The organism is Azospirillum sp. (assembly GCF_050789165.1).
On record NZ_JBOZRT010000039.1, the window covers coordinates 16,890 to 39,780 of the forward strand.

Below are 22,891 nucleotides of genomic sequence, written 5' to 3' on the forward strand. Positions count from 1 at the left end.
CCCTCGTGGCGCCTTCCGCCGTCCGATTTCGGCGTGGCATCCTGCGCACCGCTTCTGGCTCTGGGTAAGACAACGAAAAGGATGCCGCAGGTGAACACGCTGGCGAACGGGACGGCGCGGCTGTTCGGCGCCGTCCGGCGCAACGGGTCGTTCATCGGCCGCGTCACCGGCGACGTGATGCGGATCTCCGGCGCGGTGGGCCTGGGGCAGGCGCTGGCCTTCCTGGCGGCGCCCCTGCTCACCCGCCTGTACGGGCCGGAGGCGTTCGGCCACTTCGCCATCCTCGGCGCGCTGGTCAACCTGCTGCTGCCCTGGGCGCTGCTGCGCTTCAACTGGGCGCTGCCGCTGCCGCAGGAGGACGCGGAGGCCCGCGACCTGCTGGCGCTGTGCCTGCTGATCGTCCTCGCCGCGGCGCCGCTGTTCGCGGTGATCGGCGTGCTGGCGCAGCCGTGGCTGGCCGGCTGGCTGTCGATGTCGGTGCTGGACGTCGTGCTGGTGGTGGTCGCGCTGGCGGTCACCGCGCTGCACGAGATCGCCATGAGCTGGCTGGTCCGCCACAAGGCGTTCGCGGTGGTCGCGCAGGCGCGCTTCGTCACGCTGGTCGGCGTGGTCGGCTGCCAGATCCTGCTGGCGGCGCGGCATACGGACGCCACCAGCCTGCTCCTGGGCTACATCGGCGGCTACTCGCTGGGCATGCTGCGCGGCGCGTGGCACGCGCGCTCCGACGTCGCGGCCAGCCTGCGCGCCCTGGCCCCCGCCCGGCTGCGCGGCGTCGCGGTGGAGTACCGCCGCTTCCCGCTGGTCGCCACGCCCTCCAGCATGGTCAGCGCGGTCAGCGCGCAGGTGCCCAGCCTCGTCATGCCGTCGCTGTACGGTCTGGCGGTGAACGGGCAGCTATCGCTGGCGGCGCGCGTGCTGTGGCAGCCCACGGCCTTCGTCGGGCAGGCGGTCAACCAGGTCTTCTGGGGCAACGCCGCCCGCCTGCAGCACGAGGACCCGCGCCGGCTGTGGCTGCTGTTCCTGATCCTCAACGCCGGGCTGCTCGCCGCCATGGCGCCGGCGCTGGTGCTAGTGTGGTGGGGGCCGGAGCTGTTCGGCTGGATCTTCGGCCCGGCCTGGGCGACGGCCGGGGAGTACGCCGGGGTGCTGGTGCTGGGCAGCTTCGTCGGCCTCGCCGCGCACGGCACCGAGAGCCTGCACATCTACGGCCGCAACCACTGGATGGCGGCGTGGGAGGTGACGCGGCTGACCTTCATCGCCGGGTCGCTGGCGCTGTCCTGGTGGCTGGACCTGTCGCCGCTCGCCTGCATCGCCGCGCTGACCGCCGGCGGCGTGCTCGCCAACCTGTCGCTGCTCGCCCTCAACGCCCTGGCCATCCTGCGGCTGCGCGCCCAGCACGGGCACGACGAGATGAAGGACAAGGCCCGATGCGCGCCGGCTTCCTGACCGTCGATATCACCCCGGCCCGCCCCGCCCCGCTGGCCGGCTTCGCGGCGCGCACGCGCGCCTTCGCCGGGATCGACGCGCCGCTGGAGGCGAACCTCGCCGGCTTCATCGGCGACGACGGCCAGCGCGTGGTGCTGGGCAGCCTCGACACGCTGTTCGTCGGCGCCGCCACGCACGCCGCCATCGCCGCCGCGGCGGACATGGCGCCGGAGCGGCTGGTGCTGGTCGCCACCCACACCCACAACGCGCCTTCCCTGGCGGCGGAGGTGCCGCAGCTCGGCGCGCTCGACCCGGACTACCGCGACATGGTGGTTCAGCGCGTCGCCGAGGCCATCCGCCGGCTGCCGGCCGCGCCGGTCGCCGCCGGCACCGCCGAGCGCCACGCCCCCTACAACGTCAACCGCCGCAAGCCGGCCTGGGTGCTGGACTATCCGGCGCTGCGCCGCGAGCGGCGCCTGCGCTTCGGGCGGGAGATCGCGCTGGCCCCCTACCGAAAGGGCATCGTCGACCAGACGCTGCGCTGCATCGTGCTGCGCGACGGCGGCGGAACGGTGCGCGCGGTCGTCTGGTCCTTCGCCTGCCACGCCAACCGCTACCCGCGCATGGACCGGGTGTCGCCGGACTTCCCCGGCCTCGTGCGCGACCATCTGCGCAGGCGGTTCGGCGCCGGCTGCGCGGTGCTCTACCTGCCGGGTTTCGCCGGGTCGGCCATCGCCGACATTCCGTTCCCGATCCCGCGCACGGTGAACGAGTTCCTGCGCATCGCCCTGCCCTTCAACCCCTACGTGCCCTGGTTCACGCCGGAAACCTTCCGCGCCTGGGGCGACCGGCTCGCCGCGACCGCCGTCGCCTGCGCCGAGGCGGCGCGCCCGGCGGATGCGGAGCTGACGCACCGCCACGCCCGCTCCGCCTCGGTCTTCCACGGCACGCCGGAGATCGCGCTCGATCTGGTGGACCTCGACTTCGGCCCGGCCTGCGGAATCGTCGCCATGACCGGCGAGGTGATCGGCGAGTGGGGACCGATCCTGGCGCCGCACCTCCCGCCGGGGCGGATCGCCACCGGCTACCTCGCCGGCCCGTGCCTGTACGTGCCGACCGACGCGGCGGTGCGCGCGGGCGGCTACGAGGCCGACCGCTTCCGCACCCTGTTCGACCTGGACGGAGCGTTCATCCCCGACCTCGACCGCACCGTCGCCCGGGCGGTCGCCGGGCTGCTGGACGGGCAGCCCGTCGCCAACACCCTACACCCCGCCCGACAGGAGCGGCTTGCCTGACGACACCGCCGCCGCGGCGGGCGCGCGGGCGGCGCGGTTGCGGATGACGGTGCCGTACACCGCGCGCTCGCGGAAGCCGAACAGGCGCAGCAGCGCCGAATCCACCGCGTGGATGGCGTCGTTGACCGCCTCCAGCGCCTCCACGTCGCGGCGCAGCGCGAAGCGGGCGGCACCAACGTTCAGGAAGCCGAAGCCGCGCGTCTCATGCTCGTAGCCGGCCAGCACGTCGTCCAGCTCCGCCCGCCGGAAGTAGGTCCAGCGGTTGCGGCCGGCGCCCAGCAGGCTGTTCAGCTTGGCGAACGGGCCGACATGGCCGTTGTCGAAGGTCAGCACCACGCCGTCCTCGCTGAGGTGCCCGACGAGGCCGCGGACGATGGACCGCATCTTCGCCACGTCGCCGCCGCGGCAGATGCCGCCCAGCACCGACTTCAGCACGATGATGTCGTAGGTGCCGACGAAGTCGTGAATGTCCACCTCGCGCAGCGTGATTCCGGTGATGCCGTACTTCCGCGACACCTCGCGCAGGCGGCCGGTCTCGATGGCGTGGCGCGCCTGCCCGTAATAGGAGCAGGTCACCTCCGCCCCCAGCGCGGCGAACACCGGGGCGAGGCAGGAGTACTTGCCGGCCCCGATCTCCAGGACCCGCTTGCCGCTCAGGTCGCTCGGCAGCGCCGACAGCGCGAAGGAGACGGCGTCGGCCCAGGTCCGCCGGTTCCAGCCGCAGCAGTCTTCGATGAGCGGACGGATGTCGTTCATGGTCCCTCCAATAGTGAATGGGCCAGTGGTGGATGGGGGCTGCTCAGGGCACGGCGGCGGAGGTCTTGGTGGGCCCGGCGCGCTCGTAGGCGCCGATGTCGACGCCCCGGTTCTGCGGCCGCGCCACGCCGTCCAGGTCGGTGGCGGGCGCCGCGGCCGGCGTGCCGGCGTCGATGGCCGGCGAGCCGGGGGCGAGCCGGTAGTCGCCGCCGCCCAGCCGGTCGTAGCGGACGAACCGCGGGTCGGCGGCCACCGTCGCTTCCGCCCGGCCGACGCGCAGCCGCCAGTCGGTGCGGTTGCCGTAGATGAGGTTGTGCGTGTAGGCGTTCCGCGTACCGACCGCGCCGCCCTCCTCGATGCCCTTGGTGTTGTCGTAGACGAGGTTGTTGGCGATTCGCGAGCCGTCGTGCGGCCCGCTGCGCTTGTAGAAATCACCGGCGCCGACCAGGATCCCGGCGCCGCGCGCCTGGAACACCGTGTTGTTGAGGATCTTCACCTCGGTGGCGTCGTGCCACGTGCTGATGCCGTCGCCGACCACCTGGTAGATCAGGTTGTTCAGCACCGTCCCGCGCGTCGCCATGTAGACGCCGTGCACCAAGTTGCTGCTCACCTCGGCCGGGCCGATGTTGTAGACGGTGTTGCCGGAGATCGTGATGTCCAGGCCGCCGTAGTAGCTGTCGCCCATGATGCCGGCGCCGCCCTGGTTGCCCGTGTTGGCGGCGCGCATGGCCGCGGCGTCGCGGGCGATGTCGTGCACCTTCGTGTTGCGCACCACCGAGCGCGAGCCGGTGGTGTACACGCCGAACAGCCAGGGTTTGCCGCCCCGGTACGCGCTGCCGTCGATCTCGAACCCGTCGATGACCACGTCGGCGCCGCGGTTGTCCCAGGCCTCCTGCTTGCGGCTGTCGGCCGGCGGCACGATGCGCGCCGCGCCGGGCACCTCGGAGAGGTAGACGATCGGCGCCTCCGCGGTGCCGCTGGCGGCGGTCTGGAAGCCGCCCTCGTAGGTGCCGGGCGCCACGTGCACGACGGTGCCGGGCTTGGCCAGTTCGGCGGCGCGGGCGATGCTGCGCACCGGCCGGTCGGCGGTGCCCGGGTTGACGTCCACCCCGGCGGCGGAGACGTAGAGGTGGAAGGCCAGCTCGGCGATCATCGGACGTACACCGGCTTCGGAGTGCGGGGCTCCGGAGGCTGGGGCTTGGGGGTCTGGGATTTCGGCGCCTGGGGCTTGGTCCGCCCGATGCTGAGCGCCAGGGCGATCAGCGTGAAGTACATGCGGTTGTCGCCGAGGTAACCCTCGATGCTCGCGTGCGAGACGATCTCGGTGAGGAACTTCAACGCGATCATCATCTCGATCCAGGAGGAGTCCGGGTTCCGGATCGCGCGCAGGCAGGCGAACAGCGCGATGATCTGCAGCGCGGCGAACGGCACCGCCCCGGCCAGCCCCAGCTCCATCAGGGTCTCGAGCATCAGGTTGTGCGGGTAGTCGAGCGTGGGGAGCTGGAGACGGAACTCGCCGAGGCCCCAGCCGAACAGCGGCAGCTCGAGCCAGCGCCGGAACGCCAGGTCGCGCCCTTCGGCGCGGATGTCCATCGAATAGGTCGCCTCGTTGGAGATCTGCCCGGACAGGCGCTCCAGCGTGTAGAGCTGCTCCGACGCCTCGCTAAAGCCCTTGATGGCGACCAGCGCGGCGTAGCCGACCCAGGCCATCACGGCGAGCACCACCAGCAGCACGACGAGCCGCTGGACGCCGCCGCCTTCCCGCCGCCGGCCGATCACCAGCATGGCGCCGGCCAGCGGTATGGCGAGCGCCGAGAACACCAGCGAGCCGCGCGCGCCGATCAGCGTCAGCAGGAACAGCCCCGCCACCGCTCCGATCAGCGCCGGGATGAGCAATTTCCGCGGCCCGAACACCACCATCGCCAGCGCGCCGAAGAACATCCAGCCGGCGTGCGCGCCGTATTCCAGGTAGTTGTTGCCGCGGATGCGGCCGGTGTTCTCCAGCTCCCACATGCTGATGCCGACGACCCAGCGGTGGAAGGAATAATAGGCCATCAGCGCCACGCTGAAGCCGATCAGCAGCCGCACCAGCCGGTCGCGCCGCTCCGGGTCCTGCACCAGGATCCTGGCGATGAAGTAGGCGCTGGTGCTGGCCAGCACGAAGCGCCACGCCTTGTCGATGTTCTTCGGGTCCAGGCTGGACCAGAAGACGCTGACGACGCCCAGCGCCACGAAGCCCATCATCAGCAGGTCGGGGGCGTCCAGCGGCAGCAGCCGCATCTCGCGCGCGCCCACCTTGTGGATGATCAGGGCCACCGTCAGCACGAAGAAGAACATCGTCGGATCGACGGGCAGGAACTCGAACTCCGGCAGCGCCTTGTAGCGCCCGGCGGTCAGGTACAGCATGAAGCACATCTCGATCGACAGCAGGTCGTCGAGAAAGGCGGGCAGCGGGCCGGCGCGGCGCTGGATGCCATAGGTCCGATCGAGCTGCACGTGCATCGTCATATCCGCTCCCGCCTCGTCGCCGGTTGGGCACAGCGGCCGATGTTATCTTATCGAAGACGGCCGGTAAACGCGCCATAAGAGAGAAGAAGGGGTGTCCGCGCGGCGCCGCCGCCGTGCCTCCAAAGAGGGCAAATCCGGCGCGCCTGCGCGCGCGTTTGCTCTTTTTGCGCGGTTCCCTGCGGGGATTTCCCGGTTGTACGGTAAGATAACACAGCCGTGTCCGGGGGCGCCCCGGCTCCGCCATGATGGGGGAAACGATCTCATGCCTGACAGCCATTCGCCGCCGGAGCGCGTCAAGGTCGTCCACCTGACCTCGACGCACCTGGCCGACGACGCCCGCATCTTCGCCAAGGAATGTTCGGGCCTCGCGCGGGCCGGCTACGACGTGTCGCTGGTGATCCCCGACAACCGCTATCTCACCGACGACGGCCGCCCGGTGCGCCGGCAGGAGGTGGACATCGTGGCGCTGAAGCGCCGCTCCGGCCTCGTCGGGCGCCTGCTCCAGACGACGTCGGCGGTGGTCGCCGCCGGGCTGCGGCAGAGGGGCGACGTCTACCACTTCCACGACCCGGAGCTGATCCCCGGCGGGCTGGTGCTGCGCCTGCTCGGCAAGCGGGTGATCTACGACGTGCACGAGGACCTGCCGCGCGACATCCTGACCCGCACCTGGATCCCCAAGGCGTTGCGCCCGCCGATCGCCGCGCTGGCGGAAGCGGTGGAGTGGCTGGCCGGACGCACCATGTCCGGCGTGGTGGCGGCGACGCCGACCATCGCCAAGCGCTTCCCCAGGGACAAGACGGCGCTGGTGCAGAACTTCGCGCTGTTCACCGAGTTCAAGGGCGACGGCGCCCCGCCCTTCGCCGAGCGCCGCGGCGTCGCCTTCGCCGGCACCATATGCGCCGACCGTTGCGCGGTGGAGATGGTGGACGCCATGGCCCGGGTCGCCGACCCGCGGGCGAAGATGCTGCTGGCCGGCGGCATCGAGACGTCGGCGCTGAAGCGGGACATGGAGGCCTCGCCCGGCTGGCCGCGGGTCGAGTTCCGCGGCCGGGTGGACCGCGCGGGCGTGCAGACGCTGCTCGGCGAATCGCGGGTCGGGCTGGCGCTGTACTACCCGACGCAGAACTACATCGACACCCAGCCGGTCAAGCTCTACGAGTACATGGCGGCCGGGATCCCGGTGATCACCGCCGACTTCCCCTACCACCGCGGCCTGATCGAGACGCACCGCTGCGGCCTGTGCGTGAACTGCACCGACCCCGACGCCATCGCCCAGGCGATCCAGTGGATGTTCGACCACCCGGAGGAGGCCGAGGCCATGGGCCGCCGCGGCCGCGAGGCGGTGAAGGCGCACTTCAACTGGGCCAATGAAGAGGCCCGGCTGATGCAGCTCTACGACCGCGTGGCGCCGGCGTACGGCGTGCTGCAGCCGGGCATGGTGCGCAGCGGGATGGACGGGCGGCCGTAAGCTTCGCTCTTTCCAAAAAGCCCCCCTCCTTCGCGGAGGGGGGCTTTTTTTGTGCGTGTGACGTGCTCGCGGCGACCCCCCCCACCCCATCCCTCCCCCATTTCGCGGGGAGGGAGCAATATTCCTCCCCCCGCGAAGTGGGGGGAGGTCAGGAGGGGGGTCCGACGCAGGCCCCCCACGAAAAACCAATGCAGGAACACCCACGAAAAAAGGGAGCGGCGCCCGGCGCCGCTCCCCATTCCGTCCGGCCGTGCCGCCGTCAGTGCGTGTAGTACTTCCGGAACCCCGAGGAGAAGATCTCCGAGTCCGAGTAGCCGTAGACGCTGTACTTCTTGCCGTCCACCTGCGACAGCACGAGGCCGTCCACCGGCACGTTGTCGTCGGACAGGCGCTGCAGGGCGCTGACCAGCGTCGATACCTGGGTGGATTTCCAGCGCACCATCATGATCGTGCGGTCGGCCATGCGGGCCAGGATGTGCGCGTCGCACACCGCCAGTACCGGCGGCGAGTCGATGATCACCGTGTCGTAGGTGATCGCCAGATGGCCGATCAGCTCCTGCATGCGCAGCGACGACACCACGTCGGCCGAGGCGCCGCGGCAGTGGCCGGCGGCGATGACGTCGCAGCCCGACGCCTCGTCGCGCTGCACCACCTCGTCCAGCCCCAGCCCCTCCTGGATGAACTCGGCCAGGCCGCGGTTGCGGCGCAGGCCCAGCACCTTGTGCATGGTCGGCGCCCGCAGGTCGGCGTCGATCAGCATCACCCGCCGGCCGGACAGCGCCAGCATGCGGGCCAGCGAGGACGCCGCGGTACTCTTGCCCTCGCCGGAGACCGAGGAGGTGACCAGCAGCACCTTCACCGGCGCCGGCCCGGCCGCCCCCGCCCTCAGCGCGATGGTGCGCAGGTGCTCCAGATAGGCCGAATCGCTGCCCTCCACCACCGAATGGGCGGGCGAGCGGCGGCGGCGGCGCGCCACCGGCAGCGTGCCCAGCACGCGCAGCGGCGTGATGGAGCGCAGCTGCGAGGTGCTCTGGATGGTGTGGTCGGCGCGCTCCAGCATCACCGCCAGCACGCCGCCGCCGCCGGCCGCCAGCACCACCGCGGTCGCCATGATGGCGAGCACCGGCGGGTGGCTGGGGAAGCGCGGCACCACCGCCTGCGAGATCACCTGGGTGTCGGCGCCCTGGTTGCGCAGGTAGTCGATCTGCGCGTTGGCGTTGTTGAGCCGCTGGGTGAGCTGCGGCATCAGCGTGCGCTTGGCCTCGACCTCGCGCTCCAGCACGGCGATGTCCACCTCGGACTCGCTGGCGCGGGCCATCTGCGCCTTCAGCTGGTCCATCTGCTGGCGCAGGCCCGCCTCGTTGGCCTTGGCGATGGCGACGGCGTTGTGGCGGGCGTTCTGGATCTTGCCGACCTCCTCGGCGATCTTGCCGCGGATGTCGCGCAGCTCGGAGCGCGCGGCGATCAGCTGCGGGTGCTGGTCGTTGTAGCGCAGCTGCAGCTGGGCGACGCGGCTGGACGCCCCGGCCGCCGCCTCCTGCAGCCGCTGGATCAGCGGCGAGCCCAGCACCTGCGCCGCCGAGCCGGCGTCGCCGCCGCCGCGCACCGACTGCGCCTGGGCGAACTCCGCCTCGGCGCGCACGCGCTCGCCGGCGGCGGCGGTGAGCTGGCGGCCCAGCTCGGCCATGCGGTCGTTGAGCGCCTTCATGCTGGCGTCGGAATGGATGCCCAGCGCCAGGCGCCGCTCATCGACCTTGCGCTCGGCGTCCTGGATATCCTTGTTGAGGTCGGCGACCTCCTGCGTCAGGTTGCGGGACAGCACCTCGGCGCCCGCCAGCTCCTGGTCGCGCTTGCGGATGATGAACTGCTCGGCCACCGTGTTGGCGACCAGCGCCGCGCGCTGCTTGTCCTCGGACAGGAAGCGGATGCCGATCACGCGCGAGGCGTCGCTGGACGACGTCTCAAGCCGGCGCAGGAAGCGGTTGATGATCTCGTCGCGCAGGCGCTCCTCGGTCAGCTCCCCGTCGCGCCAGCTGGTGTCGGTCTTGCGCATCGAGTCCGGCAGGTAGTCCAGCACCGGCCCGAGCCAGCCCGAGATCGTGGTGCGGACCTCGTCGACGATCACCTGGGTGCGCGACGGCGGGCGCAGGGTCGGGTTGAACTCCGGCAGCTTGTCGAGCTGGAGACGGTCGACCACCGCCTCGGCCACGCCGCGCGAGCGGACGATGGCGATGTAGTTCTTGCGCGCCGTCTCCTCGGACGGGAGCATGGTGCCCTGCTGGGTCGTCGCCCCGATCAGCGTCAGCTCGCGCGGGTTGAACATGATGCCGGCCTCCGCCTCGTACAGCGGGGTCATCAGCCGGGTCACCGCCAGCGCCGCCACCGTGGCGACGACGACCAGCACCGCGATCAGCACTTTGCGGCGCTTCAAGGCCGCGACGGCGTCCGTCTCGCCGGTGGGGGCGCTTCCTTCCTTGACGTGCGGCACCGTCTCCCGAACGCCGGCGTGCACGATCTCATATTGATCCATACCCATTCCCTTTCACCATTCATGAAAGGCGCAGCACTGGCCGGCAGGCCATGCGGCCGCGCACGCCGCGCATCGGCTTCGTTTTTTCTTATTCGCCCGGGCCGCCACGCGCAGCCCGAGCGCCGCTTCCGGATGCCGATTCCCGGAAAGCCCTCCACTCCTGCCAGCGCCATGAGCATAAGACCGCTGAAAACGCGGTGTAAACGTAAAAAGAGGCTATACACGGACGCGCCCGCTGCGCAAATCGGGGCAGAAAGCCTGCGCGCCAAGCCTTTCGCTACCTCTTTATTTCGGCAAATCCGGGCGCGGAAGGTCGCTGAATCCCGCACCACGCGCCTTATGCTTACACCCAGGGAACGTGTTTACACCCCTGCGAAGCATAACATAACATGCCCGCCGACGCCTCGTGGGGGTGCCGGCTTGCCCGTGCCCCGCCAGAACGGTTTTCCCGGCAGGGGGTGCGAGAAGTCGCTGGTCGAGGCACTAGAGGAGGAAAGGAATGAAAGGCGTTATCCAGTGCGGGGGCAAGGGGATGCGGCTCCGGCCCTACACGACGGTGTTGCCGAAGCCCTTGATGCCCGTGGGATCGAAGCCGGTGCTCGAGCTTCTGCTGAAATGGCTGCGGCGCAACGGCGTGCAGGACGTCTACATCACCACCGGCTACCTCGGCCACCTGATCCGCGCCGTGTGCGGCGACGGGCGCCAGTGGGGCGTCAACATCCATTACACGGAGGAGAACGAGCCGCTGGGCACGGTCGGCGCGCTGCGCCTGCTGCGCGAGCAGCTGGACGAGACCTTCCTGGTCATCAACGGCGACGTGCTGACCGACCTGAACCTCGGGGCCTTCGCCGACTTCCACCACCGCCAGGGCGGCAAGCTGACCATCGCCACGGCGCGGCGCACCATCGAGACCGACTTCGGCATCATCGAGGAGCACAACAACCGGGTCACCCGCTTCCAGGAGAAACCCACGCTCACCCACCTGGTCAGCATGGGCGTGTACTGCATGGAGCCGGAGATCCTGCCCTACATCCCCGACGGGGTGCCGTTCGGCTTCGACAACCTGATGGCCTGCATGATGGCCGCGCGCGAGCCGGTCAGCATCTTCCAGCACGGCGGCCTGTGGCTCGACATCGGGCGCGTCGACGACTTCCAGAAAGTCCAGGAAATGGCCTGGGACGAGCAGTGGCCCACCTTCGAGACGAGGGCCGTCGCCTGACGCCGTCCGGGGGCGGTGGAGCGTCGGCCCGCCGTCCCCCATCCATGTGAGTCGATCCATGTGAGTCCCTTGGGGGGGAAGACGTCATGCTTCTGGTAGCCGAGCCCTCGCTGGGCGAGGAGGAAAAGGCCGCCCTGGCCGCCGTCATCGACGCCGGCTGGATCACCATGGGCGACCGGGTGCGCGCGTTCGAGAAGGCCTTCGCCGAGACCCAGGGCGTGCCGGACTCGGTCGCCGTCAGCTCCGCCACCGCCGGCCTGCACCTGGCGCTGGCCGCGCTGGGCATCGGGCCGGGGGACGAGGTGCTGGTGCCGTCCGCCACCTTCGTGGCGACCGCCAACGTCGTGCTGCACGTCGGCGCCACGCCGGTGTTCGTCGACGTCGAGGACCCCGCCCTGCCGCTGATGTCGCTGGACGACGCCGCGGCCAAGGTGACGGAGCGCACCCGCGCGGCGATGCTGGTGGACTACGCCGGCTACCTGCCCGACGCCGGGCGATGGCGCGCCTTCGCGCAGGCGCACGGCCTCATGATCGTCGAGGACGCCGCCCATGCGGCGGGGGTGGAGGGCGCCGGCACCATCGGGGATGCCGGCGTTTTCAGCTTCTACGGCAACAAGAACATGACCACCGCCGAGGGCGGCGCCGTCGTCGCCCGCGACCCGGCGGTTCTGGACCGCGTGCGCACCCTGCGCGGCCACGGCATGACCACCAGCGTGCAGCAGCGCCTGAGCGGCCACGCCAGCGGCTACGACGTGGTGGACCTCGGCTTCAACTACCGCATGGACGAGCTGCGCGCCGCCATCGGGCTGGTGCAGCTGGCCAAGCTGCCCGGGTGGAACGCCACGCGCGCAACGCTGACCGGGCTGTACCGCGCCCGGCTGGCCCGCGACTGCCCGGACATCACCGTGCCGTTCGCCGAGCCGCGGGCGTCCGCCCACCACATCATGCCGGTGCTGCTGCCGGACGGCGTGGATCGCCAGCGCGTCGCGGACTCGCTGCGCGCCGACGGGGTGCAGACCAGCGTGCACTACGCGCCGCTGCACCACTTCACCTACTACCGCGAGCGCTTCCCCGGCGTCAGCCTGCCCCGCACCGAGGAGTTCGCCCGCCGCGAGCTGACGCTGCCGCTGCACCCGAAGATGGACGCCGCGGACGTCGATACGGTGGTGCGGGCGCTGGCCCGTGCCCTGTCCAGCCAGCGCGAGGGGATCGCCGCATGACCAGCGAGTCCGACGTCCGCGACCGGGCACCGGCCCGCATCGGCGCCGTCGGCCGGGCCGACGCCACGCTGCGGCGGGTCTTCGACGTGGTGGTGGCGCTGGCCGGGATCGTCTGCTTCCTGCCGATCCTGATCCCGGTGGTGCTGGCCATCCGGCTGGATTCGCCGGGCCCGATCCTCTACGCGCAGAACCGGCTGGGCCTGCACGGGCGGATCTTCCGCCTGTACAAGTTCCGCAAGTTCCACGACGGCGCCACCGGCAAGGCGGTGACGGTGAAGAACGACCGCCGCATGACCCGCGTCGGCCGCTTCCTCGAGCGCACCAAGATCGACGAGGTGCCGCAGCTGTGGAACGTGCTGAGGGGCGACATGTCGATCGTCGGCCCGCGCCCCGAGACGCTGGACTTCGCCGACGGGTTCGAGGGCATCTACCGGGGCGTGCTCGACCACCGGCCGGGCATCTTCGGCCCGAACCAGGTGTATTTCCGCAACGAGGGCGCCCTGTTCCCGGACGGCGTCGATCCGCACGACTTCTACCGCGCGGTCCTCTTTCCCGCGAAGGCGCGCATCGACCTGGAGTACTTCCCGCGCCGCAGCCTGCCGCTGGACGTGGTGTGGCTGGTGCGCGGCGTGCTCGCCGTCTTCGGCATCGGCCTGCCCTCCGAAGAGACCTTGCGCCGCTTCCGGAATCTGGAGAACCGCGCTGTGCTTCCGGACTAGCCCGACGCACGGCCCGCCCGCTCCTTCTTTTCCATAAGAAGGTGCGCCGCAAAAGACAATACTGGCGGCTCCGGGTGCGGGGGACGCCGTCGGCGACCCACAGCGAAACCGACCACACACCGGCCACACCACGGCGCCCGCGGATCGTCCCCGCGCGCGTCCGTGCAGGGGGAAACGATGGACCAACTCGACAACACGACCACCGAAGCTCTTGAGGATCTGCTGCGGCGGCGCCGGCTGACCGAGCACGCGCCCCTGCTGCAACTGGGGCCCAAGCCGGACCTCGCGCGTGCCCCCGCCCAATTGTCCGACCTGGAGCGCCTGCTCGACCGCTACCGCGAGCGCACGGCGACGGTGGCGGTGGTCGGCCTCGGCTATGTCGGGCTGCCGCTGTCGCTGGCGGCCTGCGAGGCGGGCTTCAAGGTCATCGGCTACGACATCGACGCGCGCACGGTGGAGCACCTGAACGGCGGCAAGAGCCCGCTGCAGCACATCGCCGACGAGCGCATCGGGAAGATCGTCTCGGCCGAGCGGTTCGGCGCCACCACCGACGCCTCCCGCTTCAAGGAGGCCGACGCCATCCTGATCTGCGTGCCCACCCCGCTGGGCCCGCACCACGAGCCCGACCTGTCCTTCGTCGAGGCGACGGCGCACACCATCGCGAAGCACCTGCGCCCCGGCCATCTCGTGGTGCTGGAGTCCACCACCTACCCCGGCACCACCACCGAGGTGATGAAGCCGATCCTGGAGGCCTCCGGCCTGAAGTCCGGCGAGGACTTCTTCCTCGCCTACTCGCCGGAGCGCGAGGACCCCGGCAACGCTCACTTCGAGACGGCGCGCATCCCCAAGGTCGTCTCCGGCGACGGCGACGCCGCGCTGGCGCTGTGCAACGCGCTGTACGAGCAGTTCGTCAAGACGGTGCCGGTCTCCTCGCCCGAGACGGCGGAGGCGGTGAAGCTGACGGAGAACATCTTCCGCTCGGTCAACATCGCGCTCGTGAACGAGCTGAAGATCGTCTACGACCGCATGGGCATCGACATCTGGGAGGTGATCGAGGCCGCGAAGTCCAAGCCGTTCGGCTACATGCCCTTCTACCCCGGGCCGGGCCTCGGCGGGCACTGCATCCCCATCGATCCCTTCTACCTGACCTGGAAGGCGCGCGAGCTGGGCATCGCCACCCGCTTCATCGAGCTGGCGGGCGAGGTCAACAACAGCATGCCGCGCTACGTGGTGAACCGCACCCGCGACGAGCTGGACCGCCGCTTCCACAAGGGGCTGTCGAACTCGCGCATCCTGGTGGTCGGCATCGCCTACAAGAAGAACGTGTCGGACATGCGCGAGAGCCCGGCGCTGACCATCATGGAGCTGTTCGACCGCGCCGGCGCCAAGGTCGACTACTACGACCCCTACTTCGCGACGATCCCGCCGACCCGGCAGCATGCGGACCTCGCCGGCAAGGCCTGCGTGCCGTTCGAGGACTACGCGCTCGCCCGCTACGACGCGGCGGTGATCGTCACCGACCACGACGACGTGGATTACGCCAAGCTCCTGCGCTTCTCGAAGCTGGTCGTCGATACGCGCAACGCGGTCGGCGCGCTGGGGCTCCCCGAAACTCCCGACACGGTGGCCAAGGCATGAGCAACGAACGGAACGAGGCGGCCGTCCCGCGCGTCGCGGTGGTGGGGTGCGGCTACTGGGGCATCAACCTGGTGCGCAACTTCCACCTGACGGAGGCGCTGGCGGCGATCTGCGAGGCCAACCCGGCGCGCGCGGCCGAGCTGTCGGCGCAGTTCGGCGTGCCGAACCGCACGCTGGACGAGGTGCTGGCCGACCCGGAGATCGACGCGGTGGTTCTCGCCACCCCGGCGGAGACGCACGCCGCGCTGGCGCTGCGCGCCATCGACGCCGGCAAGCACGTCTTCGTGGAGAAGCCGCTGGCGCTGGCCGAGGAGGACGCCGCCAAGGTGCGCACGGCCGCCGAGGCGCGCGGGCGCGTCGTCATGGTCGGCCACCTGCTGCAGTACCACCCCGCCTTCCTGCGCCTGAAGCAGCTGGTGGCCGAGGGGCGGCTGGGGCGGCTGCGCTACATCTATTCGAACCGGCTGAACCTCGGCAAATTCCGCCGCACCGAGAACGTGTTCTGGAGCTTCGCCCCGCACGACATCTCGATGATCCTGGCGCTGGCCGGCGAGGCGCCGGAAAGCGTGCAGGCGGTCGGCCACAGCTACCTCTACAACGGCATCGCCGACGTCACCACGACGCACCTCAAGTTCGCCAACGGCATCAACGGCCACATCCACGTCTCCTGGCTGCACCCGAACAAGGAGCAGAAGCTGGTCGTGGTCGGCGAGGCCGGCATGGCCGTCTTCGACGACGGGCAGGCGTGGACGCACAAGCTGGTGCTCTACCCGCACCGCGTCGCCTGGCGCGACGGCGCGGCCGAGCCCGCCAAGGCCGACGCCACCCCCATCGAGGTGCTGCCGGCCGAGCCGCTGCGCCTGGAGTGCCTGCACTTCCTGGAGTGCATCCGCGACGGCAGGCAGGCGCGCACCGACGTCAACGAGGGCATCGGCGTGCTGTCGGTGCTGGAGGCCGCCCAGCGCTCCATGAAGACCGGCGAGTGGGTCGATCTGAAGCGCGCGCAGCCGGTCGCCGCGGCGGTCGAGAAGCCGCCCTTCTTCGTGCACGAGACCGCCTGCGTGGACGACGGCGCGGTGGTCGGCGAGGGCACGCGGATCTGGCACTTCACCCACGTGCTGAAGAACACGGTGGTCGGGCGCGGCTGCAACATCGGCCAGAACGTCATGATCGGCCCCGACGTGACGGTCGGCGACCGCTGCAAGATCCAGAACAACGTCAGCGTCTACCCCGGCGTAATCCTGGAGGACGGGGTGTTCTGCGGCCCCAGCTGCGTCTTCACCAACGTCAACAACCCGCGCGCCGAGATCGAGCGCAAGGACGAGTTCCGCGTCACGCACGTCGGCCGCGGCGCCTCCATCGGCGCCAACGCCACGGTCGTCTGCGGCCACAACCTCGGCGCCTACTGCTTCATCGGCGCCGGCGCGGTGGTCACCAAGGACGTGCCGGCGCACGCGCTGATGGTCGGCAACCCGGCCCGCCAGATCGGCTGGGTCAGCCACGCCGGCGAGAAGCTGGGCGACGACCTGACCTGCCCGCGCACCGGCCAGCGCTACCGCATCGACGACAACGGCCAGCTGGTCGAGATCGTCGAGGACGCCGAAACCAAGATCGCCTGACAGAAGCCCCAAGAGAAGGGAAAGCCCCAATGACCGATCCGATCCCCATGCGCCGCACCATCGAGTTCATCGACCTCGGCCGGCAGCAGCGGCGCATCCGCGACCGGCTCGACGCGGCGGTCGCCCGCGTCCTCGACCACGGCGCCTACATCATGGGCCCGGAGGTGGGCGAGCTGGAGCGCCGGCTCTCCGCCTTCTGCGGGGCGAAGCACACGCTGTCCTGCGCCAACGGCACCGACGCGCTGGTGCTGGCGCTGATGGCCAAGGGGCTGAAGCCCGGCGAGGCGGTGATCGTCCCCTCCTTCACCTTCTGCGCCACGGCGGAGGCCGTCGCCATGCTCGGCGGCGTGCCCGTCTTCGCCGACGTGCTGGAGGACACCTACAACATGGACGCCGAGAGCCTGAAGGCGGCGGTCCTGACGGCGCGCGAGCAGGGACTGCCGCTGGTCGGCGTCATCACCGTCGATATCTTCGGCCAGCCCTGCGACTACGACGCCATCGAGCCGATCGTGCGTGAGAACGGCCTGTGGCTGGTCTGCGACGCGGCGCAGGCGTTCGGCGCGGTCTACCGCGGCCGCCCCGTCGGCACGCTGGGCGACCTCACCACCACCAGCTTCTTCCCGGCCAAGCCGCTGGGCTGCTACGGCGACGGCGGCGCGGTGTTCACCGACGACGACGAGACCATGGCGGTCCTGAAGTCGCTGCGCGTGCACGGCCAGGGCTCGGACAAGTACGACAACGTCCGCATCGGCATGAACGGCCGCCTCGACACGGTGCAGGCCGCCATCCTGATCGAGAAGCTGGCGATCTTCGCCGAGGAGCTGGAGGCGCGCGCCCAGGTCGCCGACCGCTACGACGCGCTGCTGCCGCCCGGCCTCGCCCGCCCAGCGCTGCTGCCCGGCTGCACGTCGGCGTGGGCGCAGTACACGCTGCGCAGCGGGTCGCGCGACGCGCTGATGAAGCGGCTGAAGGAGAACGGCGTCCCCAGCGCCATCTACTACGCCAAGCCGCTGCACCGGCAGAAGGCCTACCAGCACTACCCGGTGGCCGGCGGCGCGCTGCCGGTGACCGACCGGCTGATGGAGACGGTGTTCAGCCTGCCGATGCACCCGTACCTGACGGCCGAGGACCAGCAGTATATCGCCGGTGCGTTCGGGGCCGGCATCGTGGCGACGCAAGCAGCGGCGGAATGATGCGGATGCCGACGCTTGCCCCCTCCCTAACCCTCCCCCTCTTCGAGGTGGAGGGAACTCCGCCGCACTGCCCCCTCCACCGCGAAGCTCTCGCGCAAGCTTCGCTTGCGCTGACGCGGCAGGCGGATCCTTTGGATCCGCCGAGAGCGGGGGAGGGATGGGGAGGGGGCAAAGCGCCTTTCAAATTCTGGGGGCGCCCCGCATGAACATCCTCCTCATCAACCACTACGCGGGGTCGGACCGGCTGGGCATGGAGTACCGGCCGTTCTACCTCGCCCGCGAGTGGGTGGCGGCCGGCCATCGGGTGACCATCGTGGGGGCGAGCCACTCGCACCTGCGCGCCCGCCAGCCCGAGGTCACCCACGACCTCGCCACCGACGTGGAGGAGGGGGTGCGCTACCGCTGGCTGCGCACCGCCCCCTACGCCGGCAACGGCATGGGCCGGGTCGCCAACATGGCGACCTTCGTCTCCAAGCTGTGGGCCTACGCTCCCCGCTTGGCGCGGGAGGAGCGGCCGGACGTGGTGATCTGCTCCTCCACCTACCCGCTCGACATCTACCCCGGCGCCCGCATCGCGCGCCGGGCCGGGGCGCGGCTGGTGTTCGAGCTGCACGACCTGTGGCCGCTGACGCCGATGATGCTGGGCGGCTATTCGCCGAAGCACCCGTTCATCCGGGCGATGCAGGCGGCCGAGGACTACGCCTGCCGCAACGTCGACACGCTGGTCTCGATCCTGCCGCACGCCCGCGACTACCTGGTCGGGCGCGGCCTCGACCCGGCGAAGTTCGTGCACGTCCCCAACGGCATCCCGGTCGCCGCCTTCCTCAACGCCGAGCCCGGCCCGCTGCCGGAACCGCTGGCCGCCCGCATCGCCGCGGAGCGGGCGCGCGGCCACTTCCTGGTCGGCTACGCCGGCGGCATCAACCCGTCGAACCCGGTGGAGACGATCCTGGAGGCGGCGATCCGCCTGAAGGACAAGCCGATCTCCTTCATCTTCGTCGGCGGCGGTGCGGCCGAGGCGGCGTTCAGGGAGCGCATCGCCGCGGCGGCGCTGCCGAACTTCCACCACATGGGCGTGATCCCCAAGGCGCTCGTCCAGAGCTTCCTGGCCGAGATGGACGTGCTGACCATGCCGTGGAAACGCAACCCGATCTACAAGTACGGCGTCTCGCCCAACAAGATGTTCGACTACATGCTGGCCGGCCGGCCGATCGTGCAGTCCTGCGGCGCCAGCAACGATCTGGTCGCCGAGGGGCGGTGCGGCTTCACCGTGCCGCCCGAGGACGCGCAGGCCTTCGCCGACGCGCTGCTGCGCCTGTCCGAGATGACGCCGGAGGAACGCGCCGACCTCGGCGGGAACGGCCGGCGCTTCGTTCTGGAGAACCACGATTACCGCGTCCTGGCGGCCCGCTTCGCCGCCGTGACGGCTCCGCCGGTCCTCGCGGACCCCGCGCGGGCCCTCGCCGGGCGCACGGCGGTGGCCGACGCGCACGGCTGAATGAGTCTAGGGGGAATTGGAATGAATTACATCGCTTCACCGGCGGACGGTCTCGACCTCGCGGTCGACCGGCGCCGGCCGGTGGTCTGCGTGCAGGGCCTCGGCTTCGTCGGCTCCGCCATGGCCATCGCCATTGCCAACGCGCGCGGGCCGGACGGGCAACCGCTCTATTCCGTGGTCGGCGTCGACCTGCCCAACGAGGCCGGCCGGCACCGCGTCTCCAGCATCGCCCGCGGCGAGATGCCGTTCCCCGGCGGCGACCCGGCGCTCGACGCGGCGCTGGCCCGCGCCCACGAGGCCGGCAACCTGACCGCCACCGACGACCCGGAGGTGTTCGGCATCGCCGACGTGGTGCTGGTGGACATCAACCTCGACATCGACTGGTCGGCCCCGCAGCCGGAGGTCCGCTTCGGCCCGCTGGAGCGCGCCATGGACGACCTCGGCGCCCGCCTGCGCCAGGGCGCGCTGGTGATCGTCGAGACCACCGTCCCGCCCGGCACCTGCGAACGGGTGATCTGGCCCCGCCTCGCCGCCGCGCTGGAGGCGCGCGGCCTGCCCGCGGACGCCATCCACCTCGCCCATTCCTACGAGCGGGTGATGCCGGGCGCGCAGTACTACGATTCCATCGTCAACTACTGGCGCGTCTTTTCCGGCCGCACGCCCGAGGCGGCCGACGCCTGCGAGCGCTTCCTGTCCACCGTGCTCAACGTCAGGGACTACCCGCTGACGCGGCTGGCCAACACCACGGCGTCGGAGACGGCCAAGGTGCTGGAGAACAGCTACCGCGCCGTCACCATCGCCTTCATGGAGGAGTGGGGCCGCTTCGCCGAGGCGGTGGGCATCGACATGTTCGAGATCGTCGGCGCCGTCCGCAAGCGCCCGACCCACGCCAACATGCGCCAGCCCGGCTTCGGCGTCGGCGGCTACTGCCTGACCAAGGACCCGCTGTTCGGCGCGGTGGCGGCGCGCGCGCTGTTCGGCCGCGAGGACCTGGGCTTCCCGTTCTCCAGCGAGGCGGTGCGCACCAACGCCGCCATGCCGCTGGTGGCGCTCGACAAGCTGCGCGCCCGCTTCGGCGGCTCGCTGAAGGACAAGCGCGTCCTGCTGCTCGGCGTGTCCTACCGCGAGGACGTCGGCGACACCCGCTACTCGCCGGCCCAGACCTTCGTCGAGGCGGCGGAGCGCGAGGAGGCCAAGGTGGTCGCGCACGACCCGCTGGTCGCCTACTGGGCCGAGCTGGCCCGTCCGGTGTGCCGCGAGCTGCCGGACCCCGCGGGCTTCGACGCCGTCGTCTTCACCCAGGCCTCGCCGCCCTACCGCGGCCTCGACCTCGCGGCGTGGCTGAAGGACGCGCGGCCCGAAGTGATCGACGCCAACAACGTTCTGACCGACGACCAGCGCCGCCAGCTCCGCGACCTGGGCTGCGGCTTCACCAGCATCGGACGGGGATGACATGCTCAAGGCACTCGTGACCGGCGGCGCCGGCTTCATCGGCTACCATCTCGCCCGCGCGCTCGCCGAGCGCGGCTACGCGGTGGACATCCTCGACAACCACGCCCGCGGCGTGCGCGACGACGCGCTGCAGGACCTGCTCGCCCAGCCCGGCGTGCGGATGATCGAGGCCGACCTGCGCGACCCCGCCACGGCGGAGGCGCTCGACACCGACTACGACCGCATCTTCCACCTCGCCGCCATCATCGGCGTGCAGCACGTCCGCTCGCGCCCCTACGAGGTGCTGACGGCGAACGCCGCGATGCTCGACACCATCATCCGGCTGGGCAAGCGGCAGCGGGCGCTGGGGCGCGTCCTGTTCGCCTCCACCAGCGAGATCTACGCCGGCACGCTCCAGGCCTTCGGCATTCCCGTGCCGACCCCGGAGGACACGCCGCTGACCTGCGGCGACCTGACCGAGCCGCGCACCTCCTACATGCTGTCCAAGCTGTACGGCGAGGCGATGGTGCGCTTCTCCGGCCTGCCCTTCACCATCGTGCGCTTCCACAACGTCTACGGCCCGCGCATGGGGATGTCGCACGTGGTGCCGCAGCTGCTGGAGAAGGCGCACCGCCTGACCGGCGACACGCCGCTGGAGGTCGCGAGCGTCGAGCACAGCCGCTCCTTCTGCTACGTGGACGACGCGGTGGAGTATCTGGTGCGCATGGGCATGCTGCCGACCTGCGCCAATCAGACCTTCAACGTCGGCACCCAGGCGCCGGAGGTGCGCATCGGCGATGTGGCGCAGGTGATCCTCGACGTGGTCGGCCGCGCCAACCCGATCCAGGCACTGCCGGAGCATCCGGGCTCGCCCGCCCGCCGCGCCCCGGACATGACCAGGGCCGTCGAGGCGACCGGCTTCCGCTCCCGCGTCGATCTGCGCACCGGCGTGCAGAAGACGTATGACTGGTATCGCGAGCACGTGTTCGAACGCGCCGAGGTGTGCGCGGTGTGATGTCGACCAAAGGGGTGGCCGGGTACCCCGACCCGTCCACCCCTTTGCCCATTCCTTATGCACCGAAGATTCGTTCCCCGAACCGTCCCGGCCTGCCAGTATTTCCCCAGCCGCGGGACAATGCCGGAAACCCAAGACCCTCATTGGCGGGAGGTGCGGCGGACCGGCCTCGGCAACAGACAAGGGCCGCTCTTGCGAGCGGCCCTTGCCTTTTTTCCGTAAGCCGGAGCCGCTCCTGCGAGCGGTCCTTGCTCCTGTCCGGAAACCGTCTTCGTCAGTGCACCGCCGACGCCAGATCGTCGTGCAGCGTGTGCATCTCGAAGCCGGCCACGGCGTCGTACACCGGCAGGGCCTCGACGTGGGCCACGGCGGCCGTCTCGGCGACGACCGGGGCGGCGGTCTGCTGGACCAGCGCCAGGTGCTCGGGCAGCAGCTCCATGGCGGCCGACGCGCTGGCGCCGGACTTCAGCTGCCAGTCGGTGCCGTTGGCGGTCAGCGTGTTGCCGCTGTAGACGTTGTGCGAACCGACGTTGCCCGCCTCCTCGACGCCCTTGCCGGCGTGGGTGATGAGGTTGCCGGTCACCTTCGAGTAATCGTTCGGCGCGCTGCTGTTGTAGTTGTCGCCCGAGCCGATCATCACGCCGGCGCCGTGCACCCAGCCGATCTTGTTGCCGGTGATGGTCAGGTTGCTGGCGTCGTGCCACGAGGTGACGCCGTCGCCGATCACCCAGAACACCTCGTTGCCGGACACCTCGCCGTTGGTGGCCATGTAGATGCCGTGCACCAGGCTGCTCGCCTCGCTGTCCGGGCCGATGCGGTAGACGTCGTTGTCGATGATCTTGATGTTGGTGCCGCCGTAGTAGCCGTCACCCATGATGCCCGCACCGCCCTGGCCGCCGCTCTTGGCCGCGTCCAGCGCGCCGTCGGTGTGGACGATGTCGTGCACCTTCATGTTCTTGACCACCGAGTTGGAGCCGGTGGTGTACACACCGAACAGCCACGGCGTGCCGCCCTGGTGGACGCTGCCGTCGATCTCGAAGCCGTCGATGGTGACGTTGGCGCCGCGGTTGTCCCACGCCTCATAGGCGTCGTTGCCGGCACCCGGGACGATCTTCGCCGCCCCCTTCACGTCGGAGACGTAGGTCACGCCGCTCGTCGTCGTCTGGAAGCCGCCCTCGTAGGTGCCGGGGGCGACGTGGACGGTGGTGCCCGACGAGGCCGCATCCGCGGCGCGCTCGATGGTCCGGAACGGCGAGGCCTGGGTGCCCGCGTTGTTGTCCGAACCGTTGGTCGAGACGTAAAAGTCGGTCATGGCTCTACTCTTCCTACTGTTTTTTACTGGGGGGAGGGGAGATCC

17 protein-coding genes are annotated in these 22,891 nt (G+C 70.6%); 12 read left to right on the forward strand and 5 right to left on the reverse strand.

Annotation, left to right across the window (positions count from 1 at the left end; translation table 11 throughout):
- Positions 1-90: 90 nt before the first annotated feature.
- Both ACRWK7_RS08720 and ACRWK7_RS08725 read left to right on the forward strand, forming a co-directional pair.
- Positions 91-1,446 carry a lipopolysaccharide biosynthesis protein gene (locus tag ACRWK7_RS08720; protein ID WP_431855816.1) on the forward strand — a complete coding sequence of 452 codons (1,356 nt, stop codon included), beginning with the start codon at positions 91-93 and terminating at the stop codon, positions 1,444-1,446.
- The gene (locus tag ACRWK7_RS08725; protein ID WP_431855817.1) at positions 1,428-2,720 is read left to right on the forward strand and encodes a hypothetical protein; all 1,293 of its coding nucleotides are present in this window, start codon (positions 1,428-1,430) and stop codon (positions 2,718-2,720) included. The genes ACRWK7_RS08720 and ACRWK7_RS08725 overlap by 19 nt, the downstream gene beginning before the upstream one ends.
- Here ACRWK7_RS08725 and ACRWK7_RS08730 read toward each other — a convergent pair.
- Genes ACRWK7_RS08730 through ACRWK7_RS08740 form a run of 3 tightly spaced genes read right to left on the reverse strand, consistent with a single transcriptional unit; the run spans position 2,688 to position 5,984 of the window.
- Positions 2,688-3,476 (reverse strand): hypothetical protein, encoded by a 789-nt coding sequence (locus ACRWK7_RS08730; protein WP_431855818.1) that lies wholly within the window; start codon positions 3,474-3,476, stop codon positions 2,688-2,690. The genes ACRWK7_RS08725 and ACRWK7_RS08730 overlap by 33 nt on opposite strands.
- Before the next feature lie 43 nt (positions 3,477-3,519).
- Entirely contained in the window at positions 3,520-4,629 is a 1,110-nt protein-coding gene (locus tag ACRWK7_RS08735) for a choice-of-anchor Q domain-containing protein (protein ID WP_431855819.1), read from the reverse strand.
- On the reverse strand, positions 4,626-5,984 hold the full coding sequence (locus ACRWK7_RS08740) for an O-antigen ligase family protein (RefSeq protein WP_431855820.1): 1,359 nt from the start codon (positions 5,982-5,984) through the stop codon (positions 4,626-4,628). The genes ACRWK7_RS08735 and ACRWK7_RS08740 overlap by 4 nt, the downstream gene beginning before the upstream one ends.
- Before the next feature lie 262 nt (positions 5,985-6,246).
- On the opposite strand from ACRWK7_RS08740, the gene ACRWK7_RS08745 reads away from it, so the two are divergent.
- The gene (locus ACRWK7_RS08745; protein ID WP_431855821.1) at positions 6,247-7,452 is read left to right on the forward strand and encodes a glycosyltransferase family 4 protein; all 1,206 of its coding nucleotides are present in this window, start codon (positions 6,247-6,249) and stop codon (positions 7,450-7,452) included.
- Positions 7,453-7,711: 259 nt separating this feature from the next.
- Here ACRWK7_RS08745 and ACRWK7_RS08750 read toward each other — a convergent pair whose 3' ends face one another.
- On the reverse strand, positions 7,712-9,982 hold the full coding sequence (locus tag ACRWK7_RS08750; RefSeq protein WP_431855822.1) for a GumC family protein: 2,271 nt from the start codon (positions 9,980-9,982) through the stop codon (positions 7,712-7,714).
- Between the two features lie 499 nt (positions 9,983-10,481).
- Here ACRWK7_RS08750 and ACRWK7_RS08755 point away from each other — a divergent pair, with 499 nt between their 5' ends.
- The 9 genes from ACRWK7_RS08755 to ACRWK7_RS08795 all read left to right on the forward strand — a co-directional run bounded on the left by ACRWK7_RS08755 (position 10,482) and on the right by ACRWK7_RS08795 (position 21,534).
- Positions 10,482-11,201, forward strand: a complete 720-nt coding sequence (locus ACRWK7_RS08755; RefSeq protein ID WP_431855823.1) for a nucleotidyltransferase family protein — start codon at positions 10,482-10,484, stop codon at positions 11,199-11,201.
- 86 nt (positions 11,202-11,287) lie between these two features.
- A complete protein-coding gene (locus ACRWK7_RS08760; protein ID WP_431855824.1) occupies positions 11,288-12,421 on the forward strand; it encodes a DegT/DnrJ/EryC1/StrS family aminotransferase in 1,134 nt (377 codons plus the stop codon).
- Positions 12,418-13,140 carry a sugar transferase gene (locus tag ACRWK7_RS08765; protein ID WP_431855825.1) on the forward strand — a complete coding sequence of 241 codons (723 nt, stop codon included), beginning with the start codon at positions 12,418-12,420 and terminating at the stop codon, positions 13,138-13,140. The genes ACRWK7_RS08760 and ACRWK7_RS08765 overlap by 4 nt, the downstream gene beginning before the upstream one ends.
- 177 nt (positions 13,141-13,317) lie before the next feature.
- Positions 13,318-14,778: a nucleotide sugar dehydrogenase gene (locus ACRWK7_RS08770; protein WP_431855826.1), complete on the forward strand. Its 1,461-nt coding sequence runs from the start codon at positions 13,318-13,320 to the stop codon at positions 14,776-14,778.
- The gene (locus tag ACRWK7_RS08775; RefSeq protein ID WP_431855827.1) at positions 14,775-16,397 is read left to right on the forward strand and encodes a Gfo/Idh/MocA family oxidoreductase; all 1,623 of its coding nucleotides are present in this window, start codon (positions 14,775-14,777) and stop codon (positions 16,395-16,397) included. The genes ACRWK7_RS08770 and ACRWK7_RS08775 overlap by 4 nt, the downstream gene beginning before the upstream one ends.
- Positions 16,398-16,426: 29 nt before the next feature.
- Positions 16,427-17,590: a DegT/DnrJ/EryC1/StrS family aminotransferase gene (locus ACRWK7_RS08780; protein WP_431855828.1), complete on the forward strand. Its 1,164-nt coding sequence runs from the start codon at positions 16,427-16,429 to the stop codon at positions 17,588-17,590.
- Between the two features lie 202 nt (positions 17,591-17,792).
- The gene (locus ACRWK7_RS08785; protein WP_431855829.1) at positions 17,793-19,088 is read left to right on the forward strand and encodes a glycosyltransferase family 4 protein; all 1,296 of its coding nucleotides are present in this window, start codon (positions 17,793-17,795) and stop codon (positions 19,086-19,088) included.
- Between the two features lie 21 nt (positions 19,089-19,109).
- On the forward strand, positions 19,110-20,540 hold the full coding sequence (locus tag ACRWK7_RS08790; RefSeq protein ID WP_431855830.1) for a nucleotide sugar dehydrogenase: 1,431 nt from the start codon (positions 19,110-19,112) through the stop codon (positions 20,538-20,540).
- A 1-nt stretch (position 20,541) separates the two neighbouring features.
- Complete coding sequence (locus ACRWK7_RS08795; RefSeq protein WP_431855831.1) at positions 20,542-21,534, forward strand: NAD-dependent epimerase/dehydratase family protein; 993 nt, start codon at positions 20,542-20,544, stop codon at positions 21,532-21,534.
- A 274-nt stretch (positions 21,535-21,808) separates the two neighbouring features.
- Here the strand turns inward: ACRWK7_RS08795 and ACRWK7_RS08800 are convergent, their stop codons facing one another.
- A complete protein-coding gene (locus tag ACRWK7_RS08800; protein ID WP_431855832.1) occupies positions 21,809-22,846 on the reverse strand; it encodes a DUF1565 domain-containing protein in 1,038 nt (345 codons plus the stop codon).
- Positions 22,847-22,891: the final 45 nt, after the last annotated feature.

Bases quoted from the DNA above. Each gene is read 5' to 3' on its own strand.
- ACRWK7_RS08725 (WP_431855817.1), top strand. From the start codon at position 1,428: ATGCGCGCCGGCTTCCTGACCGTCGATATCACCCCGGCCCGCCCCGCC.
- ACRWK7_RS08730 (WP_431855818.1), bottom strand. From the start codon at position 3,476: ATGAACGACATCCGTCCGCTCATCGAAGACTGCTGCGGCTGGAACCGG.
- ACRWK7_RS08735 (WP_431855819.1), bottom strand. From the start codon at position 4,629: ATGATCGCCGAGCTGGCCTTCCACCTCTACGTCTCCGCCGCCGGGGTG.
- ACRWK7_RS08740 (WP_431855820.1), bottom strand. From the start codon at position 5,984: ATGACGATGCACGTGCAGCTCGATCGGACCTATGGCATCCAGCGCCGC.
- ACRWK7_RS08745 (WP_431855821.1), top strand. From the start codon at position 6,247: ATGCCTGACAGCCATTCGCCGCCGGAGCGCGTCAAGGTCGTCCACCTG.
- ACRWK7_RS08750 (WP_431855822.1), bottom strand. From the start codon at position 9,982: ATGGATCAATATGAGATCGTGCACGCCGGCGTTCGGGAGACGGTGCCG.
- ACRWK7_RS08755 (WP_431855823.1), top strand. From the start codon at position 10,482: ATGAAAGGCGTTATCCAGTGCGGGGGCAAGGGGATGCGGCTCCGGCCC.
- ACRWK7_RS08760 (WP_431855824.1), top strand. From the start codon at position 11,288: ATGCTTCTGGTAGCCGAGCCCTCGCTGGGCGAGGAGGAAAAGGCCGCC.
- ACRWK7_RS08765 (WP_431855825.1), top strand. From the start codon at position 12,418: ATGACCAGCGAGTCCGACGTCCGCGACCGGGCACCGGCCCGCATCGGC.
- ACRWK7_RS08770 (WP_431855826.1), top strand. From the start codon at position 13,318: ATGGACCAACTCGACAACACGACCACCGAAGCTCTTGAGGATCTGCTG.
- ACRWK7_RS08775 (WP_431855827.1), top strand. From the start codon at position 14,775: ATGAGCAACGAACGGAACGAGGCGGCCGTCCCGCGCGTCGCGGTGGTG.
- ACRWK7_RS08780 (WP_431855828.1), top strand. From the start codon at position 16,427: ATGACCGATCCGATCCCCATGCGCCGCACCATCGAGTTCATCGACCTC.
- ACRWK7_RS08785 (WP_431855829.1), top strand. From the start codon at position 17,793: ATGAACATCCTCCTCATCAACCACTACGCGGGGTCGGACCGGCTGGGC.
- ACRWK7_RS08790 (WP_431855830.1), top strand. From the start codon at position 19,110: ATGAATTACATCGCTTCACCGGCGGACGGTCTCGACCTCGCGGTCGAC.
- ACRWK7_RS08795 (WP_431855831.1), top strand. From the start codon at position 20,542: ATGCTCAAGGCACTCGTGACCGGCGGCGCCGGCTTCATCGGCTACCAT.
- ACRWK7_RS08800 (WP_431855832.1), bottom strand. From the start codon at position 22,846: ATGACCGACTTTTACGTCTCGACCAACGGTTCGGACAACAACGCGGGC.